The following is a 15,550-nucleotide window of genomic DNA, read 5'->3' on the forward strand; positions in this document are numbered from 1 at the left end:
TCGTGGTTCCGGTCTGCCCGCAGTCTGCCCCCGAGCCGACAGCACAGCCGGACGACTTCCGTACCGGCTCGGGGGCAGACTGCGGGCAGACCGGAACCACGACGCTGACAGACAGCGCACCCCCCGTACGCGACCGGCCTGGCGCCCCGCGATCCGCGTGGCGCCAGTCGACCGCCGGAAATGCTTCCCCACGGTTCGGATCCGGGTCAACCGCATTTTTCGAGCCGAGAGATCAATTCCGGCCAGACCTGTGGGGGCTGTACCGAGCCCCCGCCCGGCAGGGCAGTATGGGGTACGCGCGCCACACGTCGCGGCCCGGAGCGGGCGGTCGGCGATCCCCGCGCGGAGGGAACAGTCGGGCCGCCTCGCAGCGCGCCCGGTCACCGGGAGGAAAAGCGATGACCAACCCGTTCGATGACGTTGACGGACGCTTTCTGGTGCTGGTGAACGACGAGCGCCAGTACTCGCTCTGGCCGAGCTTCGCCGAGGTGCCCGAGGGCTGGTCGGTCGAACTCGAAGAGAGCGATCACCAGACCTGCGTCGATTACATTGAGCGAAACTGGACAGACATGCGACCGCAAAGCCTGGTGGACGCCATGGAGGCGGACGCCGCCGCCCGGTCCACCACCACCTGACCTCGGCCATCGCTCCGAGGCCGCCCCCCGGGCGCCCCGGAGCGGGACACGCCGACCTCATGGCGGCGGCACACGGTCCGCGAGCGGAGCTGCCCGCGGACCGGTACGGCGGTCGCCGAACGTCGGCGCCGGGCTCTCTCCTCGGCCGCCGTGAGCCGGCCGCGCGACATCCGGACCCTTCGTCCGGCATGCCCTGACACGTGGCGCCATCACACCGCGGGGGAACCCTGTGCCCAGTGAGGCACTTCTGAACACACCACACCACAGCCTGATCTGTCCGGTGTGCGCTTGGCGGACCGACGATGACGGCCTGCTGCTCGACTGTCCGGGCGCGCATGAGCGGGCACTCCTGCAAGTCGAGTACAGGGCACGGAGATTCACACCCGACCCGGCCCGGACGGGCCTCTTCCGCTATCGCGACTGGCTGCCGGTGCGGCGGGAGTTCCCCGAGGCGGGGGGAACGGTCACCTACCGCAGTACCGGACTCGCCGGATCTCTCCGCCTGCGCGACCTGTGGATCGCGTTCAACGGCTACTGGCCGGAACGGGCCTGCGCCCTGGAGACGGGAACGTTCAAGGAGCTGGAGGCGTTCTGCGTGCTGGCCCGGCTGCCGGACGACCCGCCGCCCCTGGTCCTGTCCTCGGCCGGCAACACCGCGGCGGCCTTCGCCGTTCTCGCCTCCCGCTACCGTGTGCCGTGCGTCATCGTCGTCCCCGCGTCCGGTCTCGGCACGCTCGCGCTGCGCGAGCCGCTGGCGCCGTGCGTGCGGCTGGTCGCGCTCGAACAGGCCGACTACTCCGACGCGATCCTGTTCGCCGACGCGCTCTCCGGCGCGCTCGGCGGCGCGCTCGAAGGCGGCACCAGGAACGTCGCCCGGCGGGCCGGACTCGCCACGGTGCTGCTGTCGGCGATCGAGGCCATGCCGGGGATGCCCGACTTCTACTTCCAGGCGGTCGGCAGCGGCGCGGGCGCGATCGGCGTCCACGAGGCGGCGCGCAGACTGGTGGACGCCGGTACCGGTCAGGTCCCGCCACGGCTGATGCTATGCCAGAACGCGTTCCCGGCGCCGCTGTACGACGCCTGGCGGGGCAACCGGCCCCGGCAGGCCGCCCCGTCCGCCCCGCTGAGGGCGTTCGCGCCCGAACTGACCAACCGGCACCCGCCGTACGCGGCGTCCGGCGGGGTGCGCGACTGCCTCGTCGAGAGCGGCGGGGACCTGATGATCGCCGATCACGCGGCTGCCGACGCGGCCAGGGACCTGTTCGCCGACGTCGAGCACATCGACATCGAACCGGCCGCCGCCGTCGCCGTCGCCTGCCTGCGCGAGGCGGTGGGCGACGGGACCGTGCCCCGCGACGCGACGGTGCTCCTCAACATCACCGGAGGCGGCCGACGCAGGATCGCGCAGCACGCCGCGCTGTCCCCGGCCGATCCGGTGACCGTCGTCCCGGCCGCCGACTGGCACGCCGGTGAACTCCCGACCGACCTGCTGCGCACCTGCGCGGTGCTGCGGTGAACGTCAACCGGCGCACCGGGGAACCGCCCCCGGTCACACGCTGACATGTGGCTAGACTGAGCGGCGCGTCACCGTACAGCTACCGCTCGACATCCTGCGCAGGACGCTTGACGCCCTGCGCTGACGAGGGGAGAGGACCGGGCGTGAGACTGCGCGGCATTGGCAAGCGCTACCAACGGCAGGCATGGGTCCTCGCCGATGTGGACGTGGATCTGCCCCCCGGCGAGCTGATCGCGTTCAGCGGCGGCAACGGATCGGGGAAGTCGACACTGCTGAGAATCCTCGTCGGTGTCACGCGGCCGACCACGGGCCAGGTGCTGGACCGCCCGGCCCGCGTCGGTTACGTTCCCGACCGCTTCCCGCCCGACGAGCGGATGTCGGCGCACAGCTACCTGACCCATATGGGGCGTGTCAGCGGCCTGCGGAGCGCGGCGGCGAGCCGACGCGCCGAGGAGCTGCTGGAGCGGCTCGCCCTCGTCGGCGGCGCCGACACGGCGCTGCGCACGCTGTCCAAGGGAAACGCGCAGAAGGTCGCCCTGGCCCAGGCGCTGATGATCCCGCCGCGACTGCTCGTCCTGGACGAGCCCTGGTCCGGGCTGGACAGCTCGGCGCACGGCGTCCTGGCGGAGATCATGGCCGAGACCACCAGGGCCGGCGGCACCGTCGTGTTCACCGACCACCGTGAGTCGGTGGTCCAGGCGAACGCGACACGGATCTACCGGGTCGCCCGGGGAAAGGTGACCGCCGACCCGGAGTCCGCGAGCGCGGCGCGGCCGGAGGAGACCCGGATCGTGTTCCGAGCACCGGTGAACGAGTACGGGATTCCCCGCACCGCGGACTGGCACGCGTTCGCCGGCGTCCTCACCGCGCGGGCCGACGGCGCGTCCGTGACGGTCCACGTCACCAGCGCACGCGCCGACGAGCTGGTCCTGGCGGCGCTGCACGACGGTTGGTCGCTGGTGGAAGCTGGCCAGGTGAACACTCCACGGGCCGCTGTCCTCGGTGGTGCCTCATGATCGCGCTGTTCCGCTACACCATGGCGGCCATGCTGCATTCGCAGCGCTACATCCCCCCGCTGCTGCTGTTCGTCGGCGTGGCGTTCGTCTTCACCGGGAGTTCCGGTTCATTGCCGGTGGCGGCGATCTACGGCCCCGTCTCGGGGGCGCTTTTCGTCTCCTCGGTCTGGCTGACCGTCACACTGGTCAACGCCGAGGACCCCGTACGGCGTGTCATCGCCGTGGTCCACGCCGGCCGGTCTCGTTCGGTGCTCGTCGCGACCGTACTGGCCGCCCTGGCCACGAGCCTGCTGGTCTCCGCCCTGATGCTCTTCCTGCCACTGGTGGTGGGCGACCACGCCATCACCCTCGACGACATCCTGGTCGGCGTCCTGGCCATGCTGACGGGCGCGAGCACCGGCGTGGCGATCGGCCTGATCGTCTCCCGCCTGGTGATCCGCCGCACCGGCCACGCGGTCATCGCGGCCCTGATCCTCATGTCGGTCGTGAGCTTCCCCCAGGACCTCCCCCCGATCAACCGGCTGATCCGCCTCCTGGCGCACACGCCGGACGCCCCCGACCTGCTCCTCGGCACGGCAGGCTGCGCGGCCGTCGCACTGGCGGCACTGACGGCGAGCACCCTGATCACCGACGCCGTAGCCGACCGCCGAGACTGACCACCGCCCCGGCAGGGCCGTCCATCCGGCAGATCCGCTGATCCGATGCGGTGCCCCAGGGGCTCATACGAGGGAGCGCAGGATCCCCCGTGGCCAGTGGCCGAGCCAGAAGGCGACAGTGGAGGGCTGGTCCTGGTGCTGGGTGGATCCGTCGTGGGGGTGGAGTTCGGTCGGTGCGAGGTAACCCTCGCCGGGGTCGAGGCGGATCCGGACGCAGCGCAGCGGATGATCGGCCGCGTAGGCGCGGAGGTCGTCGGTGTGAGGGTGGCGGGCGCGGGCGATGGTACGTATATCGGCGTCGCCGAGGATCAGGTAGCGGGCCCCTGGGCCGAGGTTGTAGCAGAGGCGCCGCCGGGCCTGATGCCGGGTGGAGCAGGGAAGTTTGTCCCAGTTGTCGATGTGAAGGCCGATACGGCGACCGGTGGCACGGTTCAGCGTGGTGGTCAGCGCGCCGGGCGGACTCTGGGCATGGCCGAGGTACTGGGCATGCGAGTCCCCAAGGGACTCAGGCAGCCCGGCGAGGGCAGCGGGGGCCGGTGCGTCGGGAAGGGCGACGAGTTCGGTGAGGGTACCGACGGGCCCCATGCCATCCGCTGCGAAAGCTTCGGCATGATCTCCCGTGAGGGGCTGCCAGGGCTCGGTGGGGATGACGGCCCCGTCTTCGTATTCGGGGTGGCCCCATACTGGTCGGGCGATGGCGGTTTCGCAGCGTTGCCTCAGAGCGGTGAAGCGCGTGAACGCGATTCTCAGACCCATGGGCTACTCCGGATCGTCAAGGGTGTCGGCGAAGACGATGCCCAGTTCGGCGGTCAAAGCGTGGGCGAGTTCCGCCTGCTGGGGGCGGTCGATGATGACCTCCTTCAGGGCGGGAATCCCACGGAGGGCGGACAGATCGTTCCCGCGCAGGTCCGTGTCGCGGTAGGTACCCGCGTCGAACTCGGTCAGGTGCAGCCCGCATCCCTCGAAGTGGCTGCCGGAAAGATCGCATCGGTGGAACGCGGCTTCGGTGAGGGTGCACTTGACGAAGGCCAGGGGGCCCGACGCCCGCACCTGATCGAAGGTGGCGTAGTCGAGCCTGCACCCTTCGAAGAGAACGTTGTCGAGGGTGAGTTGTTCGAGCGCGGCGCCCATGAGCCGACAGTTGCGGAAGACGATGCGGGACAGCTTGCTCCCGGACCAGTGCAGAGAGCCGAGATCACAGCCGTCGAACTCGACGGAGTCCACCCGCAAGCCGTCGAGGCGGACGCGCTGCGCGGAGAGGCCGCTGATGCGGCCGGTGACGAGATGGGCCTGGGTGAGGTCGAGTTCACGCAGACTGGCGTCGGCGTACCGGAAGTCCTGAACGGTTCCCCTGCCGCCTTCGAGGGAAGCGACGTTGGACAGATACAGGTCCGGGTCGTCCAGGGCAGGCAGGGAGACTGTGATGCGGCCGAGAGTGCGGCTGTCCATGCGGGGTGCACGCTTCCTGACGGTGTGGGTGGTCGGTCACTTGGTTTTGTTCCAGTTGTCCCAGGTGGGGCGGTTGTCGAAGCCGATCCCGATGTTGTCCCACGTGGGCCGATTGTCGAACGAGTTCCCGGCGATCCGGTCGTGGCTGTGGGCGGTGAGATGGTCGATGACCGGGGCATCGGCGGTCGCGAGGAGTTCCAGCAGGTTCATGGTGTTTCTTCCTTCCGGACGGTATCGGACAGTGCCGTGATGAGGGCTTGCCGTGAGGTACGGCAGTAATCGGTTTCGGTGGTGTCGAGGCGACCGTTCTCGAAGTAGCGGTTGCCGGCCTGTGCCCCCCGGCAGAAGTCGAAGAACTGGCAGGTCGCTTCGCAGGCTTGCAGGCCCGTGACGAACTCCCGGACGTACCGCAAGCGGTGAGCACCGGCGAGGATCGCGGTCAACGACTCGTCAAGGATGTTCCCGGCTTTGAAGTCGCCGTAGGGCGGGGCTTCGGTGCCCGCCAGCTCCGGGGAAAGGAGGGTGACGTCGCCGGTAACGGAGATCGTGGGGATGGGGTCGATGAGCCGGGCGGCCCACCGTTCGCCTTGCCCGGTGCGTGTGAGGTGGAGGTAGTCACCGAGGCGAGCCAGCTCGCGGATGGAGACCTCGGGATTTCGGCGGCTCCAGGCGAGAGTGCGCCGCCAGAACGTCACGGAGCGGGTCATGACCGGAGTCACCCGGTGGACGTTGACTCCCTCGGCCTCCTCGACGTTCAGGCCGATGGTGCGGCAGCCGAGACCGGCGAGGAAGTCGAGTAACGCTTCGGGCTGCTCGATGCTTTCCGCGGTCACCACGGCGATGACGGAGAAGGGGATCCCGGCATGCCGGAGCCGGGCGATACCCCGGGTGATCCGTGTGAAGGCCGGATGTCCCTTCCGGTCGATCCGTTGCGCGTTCAGCGTGGCCGGGCCGTCGATGCTCACGCCCACGCGGAACCCGTAGCGGTTGAGGAACGCGCACCAGGCGTCGGTGATGAGCGTGGCGTTGGTCTGCACATAGTGGTGCAGCCGCTCTTGGCGCCTCAAGTCCTCGAAGGGCACGACCAGTTCGGTGAACCGGCGCAAACCGACCGCCAGGGGTTCCCCCGCGTGCCACACGAGATCCAGCCGATGTCCCGGGGAGCTTCCCGTCAACTCCACGGCCGATTTTTCCAGGGCCGTGATCACCTCGCCGGGCATGTGAGTCCTGCGGTCCCGGTTCGGGAGATAACAGTAAGTGCAATCCAGATTGCAGAAGCTGGTGGGCTGGACGACCACCGTCCGCGGCAAGGCCGCGATCCAGCGGTCGTGGGCCGATTTCGTGCTCGACCGACGCACGTCGTTCAATTCCTCACACCTCCACAGATCTCGCAGGCCAGTACCCGGAACCGCCACGGGCGGGCGTAGATGTGGCTGGAGACGATGGTTCCCGCCTCCACCGGGGAAGATCGACCCGTGGCGAACGGGCGGTGGCAGTATCGGCACGCCAGGCCGAGGAGAACCTCGGGCGGTGTACGGCTGGTGGTCCCCACCGAGTCCTCCGGACAGCGGTGTCCTGCCGCGACTGAGCGGGGCTTACCGGGCGAGTTCTGCATCGAGATCGACCACCGTGCAACGGCGTAGTTCAACGACGAGTTGGGACGCGAGGAACCACGGCCTGTCCCGGTGTCCGTAGGGGATGCAGCCGTCCGACCGGGCGACCAGTGACCCGGTGGCGTCCGGACTGTAGAAGTCCCCGAAGACACCGCGCGGCCGGGGCTTGCGGGACCTGACGGCAACCGTCCGCGTCAGATGCGGACAGTGCCGCAACGCGATGGCCGCGCACCCGAGGCAGACCGGCGGCTTCATGCAGTGCACGCCCTCGGGCCAGTCCCACGCCTCGACAACCGGGGTGGGCCGCCGAAAGAGAAAGAGCCATCCCCGGTCGGTACGACTGGCCGGGCCCGCGCACACCTGGCACAGCTTCTCCAGAAGGGCCCGGCGCTGACGGAGAGGATGGACCGAGCGGAAGTTCGGCGTGCCCCGCCCAGGTGCTTCGTCCAGCCGACTCCACAGCACGCCGTGAGCGTCGCGGTCGGCCGGTGTCTCGTCGCTGTAGCACAGTCCCGTTCCGTCACGGCGCACGGTGAGGGTGCGGACGGAGATCCGTTCCCCGCTCCAGGGCGTGATGTACGGGACGGGAATGCCCTTGGATCCCCACGCCAATGGCGGCGCCAGGAGCTTGGGGCTGTGGCCATACACGTCGTCAACCTCCGAGGGACGCTCACGTCGCACGCGAGTCCGTGCCGTCTCAGAAGCTTCGAACGCGGCGTGGCGTGGTGGAGCGGCGGATGGGGATCCCCGTTCGCCGTTCGGGGAACCTTGCCCCCTCGCGCGGACTACGCTGAGCGTGATCACTTTCCGTGCCTGCGAGGTTGCTGATGGACGATCGCCAACGCCTGCGGCGTGGTTACCCACTCACGATCCCCGACACGTTGCTGCACAGCCCCGCCATGCGGCACGCCTGCGCCGCACGCGACTTCCGCGAGATCTTCCGTCTCGTCAACCGGCGGACAGGCTCCAGCCACGCCGACATGGCAGCCGCCATCGGCAAGATGACCAGTTCACGCATCAGCGACGTCATCCGCGGCGCCCGTGGCATTCGCGGTCAGAATGTGATCGAACGTATCGCGGACGGTTTCGGTATTCCCGGCGACATGCTCGACCTGCCGCCACGACCTTGGGAGCGCTCCCCGGACAGCGTGAACCAACCGGGTGGTTCGGCTTACGCTGAAGAGAGTGAAGACACGGAAGCCATCGCGTCTTTCGCGCCAGCAACTGGCGAGGAGGTGGAGACGACGAAGCGTCGCAGCGCCGTGAGGCTCGCCGGACTGGCCTTTGCCACTCCCGCCGCAGCGGCACAAATCCTGGAGCAGGCTGCCACCGAGGCGGCCGAGTTCACCCGGCAGGCCGAGGCGAGCGCGCTGGTCCCCGAGACGCTCAGCCACCTCGATCTAGCGGTCACCGAGTTCGACCGTGCCTACTCGCTCAAACCGCCGCAGCAGGTCTTCGAGGCTGTGCTCGACTACCGACGCAAGGTGGGCGCCCTGCTCGCGACCCGGCACACTCACCGGCAGGGCCGGGAACTGTTCGTCTACGCCGCTTGGTTGTCGGAACTGCTGGCCTGGCTCGCCCATGACCTCGGCCACGCACGCACCGGCCTCGCGTTCGCCACGGATGCCTTTGTCCACGGTCGGGAGGCTGGACACGGACAGCTTTGCGCCTGGGCCATGGACGCCGCCGCGTCGATCAACCTCTACGAGCACCGCCCTGCCGACGCTCTGGCCGCCGCACACAAGGGCCTTGCCGAGGCCCCGCCCGACCATCCCCTGAGCGTGCGCCTGCACGCCCAGGCCGCCCGCGCCTGCGCGGCGGACGGGGACGCCGAGGGCTTCTCGGCCGCCTTCCGTGCTGCGGAAGACGCCTATGACCGGCTCCCCCCGCGTCCGCCATACCGGTTCGGCATGGACGTACTGCCGTTGGCGGAGTATGCGCTCACGTCCTATCCGGCGACCTCATGCGTCTGGCTTGGCCGAGCCGACCAGGCCCGGCAGTACGCCGAACGCGCCCTCGCCACTTACCAGGCAGCCCCGGAAGCCTCCCGATCACCAAGTAGGGAGGCCATCGCGCGGATCGACTTGGCTCTCGCCCACGCCCAACTCGGCGACCCCGACGATGCAGTGGCCCTTGGCCACCAGGCCCTCGGCTCCGCCCGCGTAGTCGACTCCGTACGCAACCGCGCCGGTGACCTCACCGGCTACCTCGCCCGCCGCTATCCCGGCAACGCGGCGGCCGACGGTCTGCGTGAACGGCTGGCCGCCGCGTGAGCGACGACCGCCGCGAACACAGCCTGAACATCCGCAAGCCCTACCTGGACCTCATCACGCGGGGCACCAAGACCGTCGAGGTCCGCGTCGGTTACCCCAAGATCCGCCGGATGGCCGCCGGCGACCTGCTGCGCTTCACCTCCGGCGACACCACCCTCCTCACCCGCGTCACCAAGATCGTGGAATACGACTCGTTCGAGGCGATGCTCGACGCCGAGGACAACGACGCGATCGGCGACGAGTCCATGACCCGCAACGAACTCCTCACCGCCATCCGCGACATCTACCCGGCGGACAAGGAAGCACTGGGCGTCTTCGCGATCCACACCGAACTCACCGCCTGAGCGACGACCAGCATCCCGGCCTCCGGTACCCGAAGCCGCACCCCGCCGAAGACCTTCCTCACCCTGTCAGGTGCGCGGTGCCGCCGGGCGCGTCCGGTGTGCCTTCGCTCTTCGACGCGGCGAGGACCAGAATGCTGTTGCTCGCCGACGTCATCAGCACGCCTTCGGAAGGATCCTGCCGATGAGGCCCAGCCCCTCCGACCCGGCCGCGTGGCACGCCCACCTCGCCGAGGGCAACGCCAAGCAGGCACGCAAGCGCGTCGCCGCCGATGTTCTCCTGCGCGACGCGACCGGCCGGGTTCTTCTGGTCAACCCCACCTACAAGCCTGGCTGGGACCTCCCCGGCGGCATGGCCGAGGCCAATGAGGCGCCGCACGAGGCGGCGATACGTGAACTGCGGGAAGAACTCGGGCTCACCGTCACGCTCGGCTCGCTCCTCGTCATCGACTGGGTGCCGGCACACGGCCCCTGGGACGACCTCCTCGCCTTCATCTTCGACGGCGGCACCCTCACCGACATCGAGACCGCCGACCTGATGCCCCGCGACACCGAACTCTCCGAGGCGGCCTTCCTGCCACCGGACACCGCCCGCGCCCTGCTCCCCCCAAGACTCCGCCACAGACTCGCCGCCGCCCTCCACGCGACCGAAACCGGACACCCGGCCTACCTCCACGACGGCGCGACCAACTGGGACCCCCTCTGAGCCCCCGGTTCCGGCTGCCGTCGAATCACCCACCGTGCGGCCCGGGATATGTCCCGTGAACGACATCGCCGAGGCGGACCGCCGCTTCCGTGTCTGGATGTGCGGGAATCTGGAGCGCGCCGCCGAGCATTTCGGGCTGACCGTCGTCGCCGAGCCCGTGCACGGTTGGCGTGACCGGTCCATCGGGGCCGCCGCCCAGGGACCGGACGGTTCGCGCTGGCTCCGGGTCGTCTCCGAGCAGACCCGGTGGGCCCAGGGTCATGCCTGGACCGGGAACGCGGACGCCAACCAGATCCACGGGCTGTCCAAGCCGCGCGTGCTCGGGGTCCACGAGTGGGCCGAAGGCGACTGGCGCCGGCAGCGCGCCGAGGTCATGACCTCTCTGCCCGGAGCGCCGTGCTCACCCACCGACACGGCCCGGTCGGACCCCCGCCTGTCCGAGGATTGGTGGAACGGTCTCCACCACAGCCTGCGGCGTCTGGCCGCCACGCCCACCCGGCGCGTCAGCACCGACCAGGACAAAGTCGACCGCCGTGTGCGTGCCGCCTTCGGCGACCAGGCCGAGGTCCGCATCCAGCGGTGGGAGACCGTGCACGGTGACCTTCACTGGTCGAACCTCCTCAGCCCACTCGGCTTCCTGGACTGGGAGTTGTGGGGCCGTGGTCCCGCCGGCACCGACGCGGCCACCCTCTACTGCTACAGCCTGCCCGTCCCCGGCCTGGCCCGGAAGGTGCGCGACCACTTCCCTGTTCTCGGCACCCCCGACGGACGCCGCGCCCAACTCTACGTCGCGGCCCGTCTGCTGCACCGCGCCGAACTCGGCGATCACCCTGATCTCGTCGGGCCCCTCCGCGACCTGGCCGCGAAGCTCCTGCGCTGAGGCACGGCACCGCCTGGGCGCGCAGATCCGTTCCGGGCGTGGCGTGGTGGAGTGGCGGATGGGGATCCCCGTTCGCCGTTCGGGGAACCTTGCCCCCTCGCGCGGACTACGCTGAGCGTGATCACTTTCCGTGCCTGCGAGGTTGCTGATGGACGATCGCCAACGCCTGCGGCGTGGTTACCCACTCACGATCCCCGATACGCTGCTGCACAGTCCCGCCATGCGGCACGCCTGCGCCGCACGCGACTTCCGCGAGATCTTCCGTCTCGTCAACCGGCGGACAGGCTCCAGCCACGCCGACATGGCAGCCGCCATCGGCAAGATGACCAGTTCACGCATCAGCGACGTCATCCGTGGCGCCCGTGGCATTCGCGGTCAGAATGTGATCGAACGTATCGCGGACGGTTTCGGTATTCCCGGCGACATGCTCGACCTGCCGCCACGACCTTGGGAGGTCCCGCCGACGAGCGGCGACCTTTCGGGGAATCCGGCTTACGCTGGAGACAGCGGCAGCGGTGGGGAGGTGGACAGGACGAAGCGTCGGAGCGCGGTGGCACTCGGTGGGTTGGCGCTGGCCACTCCGGGTGTCGCCGCACAGATTCTGGAACAGGCCGCCGCCGAGGCGGCCGAGTTCACCCGGCAGGCCGAGGCGAGCATGCTCGCGTCCGACACCCTGGCCCATCTGGACCTGGCGGTCGCGGAGTTGGATCGTGCCTACTCCCAGGCGCCGCCGCGAAGGCTGTTCGACGCCGTACTCGACTACCGACGCAAGGTCGGCGCGCTGCTCAGGGCGAGGCACACTCACCGGCAGGGCCGGGAGTTGCTCGCCTCCGCCGGGCGGCTGTCCCAGATGCTGGCCTGGCTAGCCCACGACCTCGGCGACGCCCGTACCGGCCTGGCCTTCGCCGACGACGCCTTCGTGCACAGCAGGCAGGCCGGGCACGGCCTGCTCTGTGCGACGTCGATGTACGCCGCCGCCTCGATCAACCTCTACGAGCACCGTCCCGCCGACGCCCTGGCCGCCGCGCGCCGGGGACTTGCCGAGGCCCCTATCGATCACCCGTGGACCGTGCGTCTGCACGCCCAGGCCGCACGCGCCTGCGCGGCCGACAGGGACATCGAGGGCTTCGAGGCGACCTTCCGCGCCGCGCGGGACACGTACGACCGGCTTCCGTCACGCCCGCCCCGCCTGTTCGGCGTGGATGTCCTCCGGCTGGCGGACTACACGCTCACGTCCTACCCGGCGACCGCGTACATCTGGCTCGGCCGCCCGGACCGGGCCCGTGAGTACGCCGAACGGACTCTCGCCACCTACCGAGCGGCGCCGGAAGCGACCCGGTCACCCAGCCGCGAGGCCATCGCCCGTATCGACTTGGCTCTCGCCCATGCCCAACTCGGCGACCCCGACGACGCGGTGGCCCTCGGGCACCAGGCCCTCGGCTCCGCCCGCGTGGTCAACTCCGTGCGTAACCGCGCCGGTGACCTCACCGGCTACCTCGCCCGCCGTTACCCCGGCAACGCGGCGGTGGACGGTCTGCGTGAACGGCTGGCCGCCGCGTGACCGACGACCGCCGTGAACACAGCCTGAACATCCGCAAGCCGTATCTGGACCTCATCGCGCGGGGCACCAAGACCGTCGAGGTCCGCGTCGGTTACCCCAAGATCCGCCGGATGGCCGCCGGCGACCTGCTGCGCTTCACCTCCGGCGACACCACCCTCCTCACCCGCGTCATCCGAATCGTGGAGTACGACTCGTTCGAAGCGATGCTCGACGCCGAGGACAACGACGCGATCGGCGCCGAATCCATGACCCACGACGAACTCCTCACCGCCATCCGCGACATCTACCCGGCGGACAAGGAAGCACTGGGCGTGTTCGCGATCCACATCGAACTCACCGTCTGAGCGCTCTCAGTCCGCGCGGGCCCGGCCGCAGGCCGCGACGGCGTCGCCGGAGATCACGCCGAGCCCGCCCAGGAGACTCACGCAAGGGCCCTGGTAGGCCGCTCCCTTGGCGCCGATCTCACACGCCTGGGTCACCCTCGGACCGACGTCGTAGCCCCTGGACTCCAGATACTGCTGACAGTCGTACACCCCGGCCTGCGCCGGGGCGGCGACGACCACCGACCCCGCCACCAGCGCACCGGCCCCCACGCACGAGGCCGCGACCCCGGCGAACAACGTCCTCAACCCCGTCATGACCGTTCCCTTTTCGTGAACCCCGCATCCGACACCCCCACCCTGCCTCGCCCCGCGCCCGGGGGCGCTGACCAAGAGTCCACAGATGCCCGACGTTCCGTCCCCGGCCGGTGTCAGTCCCGCAGGACCGATTCCGGGCCGTGGTCCGCTCGGACGTAGGCGGGGAACTCGGCCGGGGTGCAGTGGACTTCGTGCCAGCCGGGGCCGGTCAGGGGTGGGGGGCCGAGGAGGGGGGTCCACTCTCCGGCGGGGACGTAGAGCGTGCGGTGGCCGGAGGGTTCGAGGATCGGGGCCACCAGGATGTCGTCGCCGAACATGTACTGGAGGTCGGCGTCGCGGGCCGCCCGGTCGCCGGGGAAGGCCAGGGGCATCGGCCGCATCAGCGGCAGTCCCCCGGCGGCGGACTCCGCGACGTAGCCGCGCAACCGGGTGCGCAGGCGGCAGGCCGCGATGGCGGCGCCGCGGAACGGTTCGGGGTAGGCGGTGGGTTCGCGGCGGCCCACGCCGTGGAACCTCATGATCGGGGTGAACGCGGCCCACTGCGCCCACCGGCCGTACAACTCCGGATCGACGTCCGCGAAAACGGCGTCCGGCGTCATGGACGAGCGGAGCTTGGTGGCCAGTTGGTACGACTCCGGCGTCCAGTAGCCGCCCGCGTCGTGCGTCACGATCGACACGCCGCTGAGCGACATCGACAGCACGCCGCGCAGCGTGGAGACCATGCCGCTCCAGGTGGACGGCAGGTCGCCGGCCCAGTGGGCCGGGTCGCGCTGCGAGCCGGCCGTGCCGGAGCGCGAGATGGAGACGAAGTCGCCCTCGCGGGCGCGGAGTCCGGCCGCCCGTACGGCGTCCTGGTAGATCAGGCCGTAGCTGTTGCGGCGTTCGACGCCGCGGCTGCCGTCGGAGAAGACGGCGTGGTCGGGGATCTCCTCGCCGAAGTCGGCGAGGACCGCCGCGTTGCCCTCCTGCCGGAGGGTTGCGGTCAGGCGGTCGCTCCACCACGCCCGCGCCTGGGGGCTGGTGAAGTCCACGACGTACGTGTCGGGGTTGTCGGCGGTGGCGATGGGGCCGCCGTCGGGGTCGCGCACCAGGTAGCCGCGCTCGGCCAGGTCTTCCGCCAGCGGGGTGCCGGCCTTGATGTAGGGGTTGATCCACAGGCTGGCCCGTACGCCGCGCTCGGTGAGCGCGCGGGTCCACCCCTCGGGGAAACGGGTCCGGTCAGGTCCGGCCGTCCACGCCGCGTCGTCGAGCACGGATTCGGCCATCCACTCGTCCACGTGGATCACGTCCACCGGGCAGCCGGCTTCCTGGAGCTCGTCCACCGTGCGCACCACCTCGTCGGCGGTGAAGTAGGACGAACGGCTCATCCAGACCCCGTACGCCCATTCGGGCAGGGTGCGGGGGCGGCCGGTCAGCGCCTGGTAGCGGTGCAGGACCGTCATCGCGTCGCCGGAGATGAGGAACAGGTCCAGGCTCTCGCCGCCGATCCGCACGCACGCCGCCTCGGAGTGGGTGGCGCCCAGGTCGGCGACCACCGTGCCGCCGGTGTGCGCGAAGAGTCCCCAGCCCGCGTCGGACCACAGCAGCGGCACGTTGAGGTAGGCGGAGTCGCGCCCGGCGTCGCGGCTCTCCTCGGTGTTGCGCAGCCTGCGGCGCCGCCCGCGCAGGTTGATGCCCTGGTAGCTCTCGCCGCCGCCGTAGACGGCCGCGTCGGGGGCGAGGTGGATCGTCTCCACCCAGCATCCGCCGGGGTGGCCGGGTGACGGCGCCTCGAAGCCCGCGCGGAAGGGCACGGTGTCGGCCTCGGGGTCGGGGAAGCGGCGGTAGGCGCCGAACCGCAGGCCCTGACCGCTGCCCTTCGCGCCGTCCGAGTCCCACACGGCCCGCACGCCGGGCCCGCTGATCTCGGTGCCGCCGGGCACCCGGGCCAGCCGGGCGGGGCGGTGTTCCAGGCCGAGCAGCACGGGCGAGTCGTTGTCGGGCGTACCGGCCGGGGACTCCTGCCGCAGCCGCAGCACGCCCTCCACGGGCACGGTGCACGACAGCCGGATCGTCCGGCCGGACGCGAGCGTGACCCGCAGGTACTCGCTGTCGCCCTCCGGGTCCGCCGCCACGTACGGATCGAAGTCCGCCGCCATCCGTCTCTCCCTGTCCACCTGCTGGCCGGCCAGTCGAACCCGCCCCGGGTACCCGTCGCCCCGGCGGGGAAAACGGCGGACCCGGACGTTCTCAAGCCACGCCCGGCCGCCGCCGATGAGTGGGGCGG

The 15,550-nt window shown here is 70.4% G+C and carries 17 protein-coding genes; 10 read left to right on the top strand and 7 right to left on the bottom strand.

What is annotated here, in order from left to right; genetic code table 11:
• Positions 1-398 precede the first annotated feature (398 nt).
• The 4 genes from BN2279_RS02300 to BN2279_RS02315 all read left to right on the top strand — a co-directional run bounded on the left by BN2279_RS02300 (position 399) and on the right by BN2279_RS02315 (position 3,823).
• Positions 399-635 (top strand): MbtH family protein, encoded by a 237-nt coding sequence (locus BN2279_RS02300; protein ID WP_059006019.1) that lies wholly within the window; start codon positions 399-401, stop codon positions 633-635.
• 280 nt (positions 636-915) lie between these two features.
• Positions 916-2,151 carry a cysteate synthase gene (locus BN2279_RS02305; protein WP_059006020.1) on the top strand — a complete coding sequence of 412 codons (1,236 nt, stop codon included), beginning with the start codon at positions 916-918 and terminating at the stop codon, positions 2,149-2,151.
• Positions 2,152-2,294: 143 nt separating this feature from the next.
• On the top strand, positions 2,295-3,167 hold the full coding sequence (locus BN2279_RS02310; RefSeq protein ID WP_059006021.1) for an ATP-binding cassette domain-containing protein: 873 nt from the start codon (positions 2,295-2,297) through the stop codon (positions 3,165-3,167).
• Positions 3,164-3,823, top strand: coding sequence for a hypothetical protein (locus tag BN2279_RS02315; protein ID WP_059006022.1), 660 nt, complete (start codon positions 3,164-3,166; stop codon positions 3,821-3,823). Before BN2279_RS02310 ends, BN2279_RS02315 begins: the two co-directional genes overlap by 4 nt.
• Before the next feature lie 63 nt (positions 3,824-3,886).
• On the opposite strand, the gene BN2279_RS02320 is transcribed toward BN2279_RS02315, so the two are convergent.
• From BN2279_RS02320 to BN2279_RS02335, 5 genes are all read right to left on the bottom strand, one after another.
• Entirely contained in the window at positions 3,887-4,408 is a 522-nt protein-coding gene (locus tag BN2279_RS02320; RefSeq protein ID WP_159037021.1) for a hypothetical protein, read from the bottom strand.
• Between the two features lie 174 nt (positions 4,409-4,582).
• A complete protein-coding gene (locus BN2279_RS02325) occupies positions 4,583-5,272 on the bottom strand; it encodes a pentapeptide repeat-containing protein (RefSeq protein ID WP_059006024.1) in 690 nt (229 codons plus the stop codon).
• A gap of 36 nt (positions 5,273-5,308) precedes the next feature.
• Positions 5,309-5,482 carry a multiple cyclophane-containing RiPP AmcA gene (amcA, locus tag BN2279_RS29010; protein ID WP_159037022.1) on the bottom strand — a complete coding sequence of 58 codons (174 nt, stop codon included), beginning with the start codon at positions 5,480-5,482 and terminating at the stop codon, positions 5,309-5,311.
• Complete coding sequence (amcB, locus tag BN2279_RS02330; RefSeq protein WP_059006025.1) at positions 5,479-6,630, bottom strand: cyclophane-forming radical SAM peptide maturase AmcB; 1,152 nt, start codon at positions 6,628-6,630, stop codon at positions 5,479-5,481. Before amcB ends, amcA begins: the two co-directional genes overlap by 4 nt.
• A gap of 237 nt (positions 6,631-6,867) precedes the next feature.
• On the bottom strand, positions 6,868-7,533 hold the full coding sequence (locus BN2279_RS02335; RefSeq protein WP_059006026.1) for a hypothetical protein: 666 nt from the start codon (positions 7,531-7,533) through the stop codon (positions 6,868-6,870).
• A gap of 179 nt (positions 7,534-7,712) precedes the next feature.
• On the opposite strand from BN2279_RS02335, the gene BN2279_RS02340 reads away from it, so the two are divergent.
• From BN2279_RS02340 to BN2279_RS02365, 6 genes are all read left to right on the top strand, one after another.
• Entirely contained in the window at positions 7,713-9,158 is a 1,446-nt protein-coding gene (locus BN2279_RS02340) for an NsdA family TPR-like regulatory protein (RefSeq protein WP_234347310.1), read from the top strand.
• Positions 9,155-9,502 (top strand): ASCH domain-containing protein, encoded by a 348-nt coding sequence (locus BN2279_RS02345; RefSeq protein WP_059006027.1) that lies wholly within the window; start codon positions 9,155-9,157, stop codon positions 9,500-9,502. The genes BN2279_RS02340 and BN2279_RS02345 overlap by 4 nt, the downstream gene beginning before the upstream one ends.
• A gap of 181 nt (positions 9,503-9,683) precedes the next feature.
• Positions 9,684-10,205: an NUDIX domain-containing protein gene (locus BN2279_RS02350; RefSeq protein WP_059006028.1), complete on the top strand. Its 522-nt coding sequence runs from the start codon at positions 9,684-9,686 to the stop codon at positions 10,203-10,205.
• 55 nt (positions 10,206-10,260) lie between these two features.
• The gene (locus BN2279_RS02355; protein WP_234347312.1) at positions 10,261-11,085 is read left to right on the top strand and encodes an aminoglycoside phosphotransferase family protein; all 825 of its coding nucleotides are present in this window, start codon (positions 10,261-10,263) and stop codon (positions 11,083-11,085) included.
• 148 nt (positions 11,086-11,233) lie between these two features.
• A complete protein-coding gene (locus BN2279_RS02360; RefSeq protein WP_234347313.1) occupies positions 11,234-12,646 on the top strand; it encodes an NsdA family TPR-like regulatory protein in 1,413 nt (470 codons plus the stop codon).
• Positions 12,643-12,990: an ASCH domain-containing protein gene (locus BN2279_RS02365; protein WP_059006030.1), complete on the top strand. Its 348-nt coding sequence runs from the start codon at positions 12,643-12,645 to the stop codon at positions 12,988-12,990. The genes BN2279_RS02360 and BN2279_RS02365 overlap by 4 nt, the downstream gene beginning before the upstream one ends.
• Before the next feature lie 6 nt (positions 12,991-12,996).
• On the opposite strand, the gene BN2279_RS02370 is transcribed toward BN2279_RS02365, so the two are convergent.
• Positions 12,997-13,284 carry a hypothetical protein gene (locus BN2279_RS02370; RefSeq protein ID WP_059006031.1) on the bottom strand — a complete coding sequence of 96 codons (288 nt, stop codon included), beginning with the start codon at positions 13,282-13,284 and terminating at the stop codon, positions 12,997-12,999.
• 113 nt (positions 13,285-13,397) lie between these two features.
• A complete protein-coding gene (locus tag BN2279_RS02375) occupies positions 13,398-15,422 on the bottom strand; it encodes a glycoside hydrolase family 31 protein (RefSeq protein ID WP_059006032.1) in 2,025 nt (674 codons plus the stop codon).
• Between the last annotated feature and the right edge of the window lie 128 nt (positions 15,423-15,550).

The sequence above is a fragment of the Streptomyces specialis genome, assembly GCF_001493375.1.
Taxonomy (GTDB): Bacteria; Actinomycetota; Actinomycetes; order Streptomycetales; family Streptomycetaceae; genus Streptomyces; species Streptomyces specialis.

What these genes read in the sequence shown, in the direction of transcription:
- BN2279_RS02300 (WP_059006019.1), top strand. Translation starts at nt 399, where the DNA reads ATGACCAACCCGTTCGATGACGTTGACGGACGCTTTCTGGTGCTGGTG.
- BN2279_RS02315 (WP_059006022.1), top strand. Translation starts at nt 3,164, where the DNA reads ATGATCGCGCTGTTCCGCTACACCATGGCGGCCATGCTGCATTCGCAG.
- BN2279_RS02320 (WP_159037021.1), bottom strand. Translation starts at nt 4,408, where the DNA reads ATGGGGCCCGTCGGTACCCTCACCGAACTCGTCGCCCTTCCCGACGCA.
- BN2279_RS02325 (WP_059006024.1), bottom strand. Translation starts at nt 5,272, where the DNA reads ATGGACAGCCGCACTCTCGGCCGCATCACAGTCTCCCTGCCTGCCCTG.
- amcA (WP_159037022.1), bottom strand. Translation starts at nt 5,482, where the DNA reads ATGAACCTGCTGGAACTCCTCGCGACCGCCGATGCCCCGGTCATCGAC.
- BN2279_RS02340 (WP_234347310.1), top strand. Translation starts at nt 7,713, where the DNA reads ATGGACGATCGCCAACGCCTGCGGCGTGGTTACCCACTCACGATCCCC.
- BN2279_RS02350 (WP_059006028.1), top strand. Translation starts at nt 9,684, where the DNA reads ATGAGGCCCAGCCCCTCCGACCCGGCCGCGTGGCACGCCCACCTCGCC.
- BN2279_RS02360 (WP_234347313.1), top strand. Translation starts at nt 11,234, where the DNA reads ATGGACGATCGCCAACGCCTGCGGCGTGGTTACCCACTCACGATCCCC.
- BN2279_RS02370 (WP_059006031.1), bottom strand. Translation starts at nt 13,284, where the DNA reads ATGACGGGGTTGAGGACGTTGTTCGCCGGGGTCGCGGCCTCGTGCGTG.
- BN2279_RS02375 (WP_059006032.1), bottom strand. Translation starts at nt 15,422, where the DNA reads ATGGCGGCGGACTTCGATCCGTACGTGGCGGCGGACCCGGAGGGCGAC.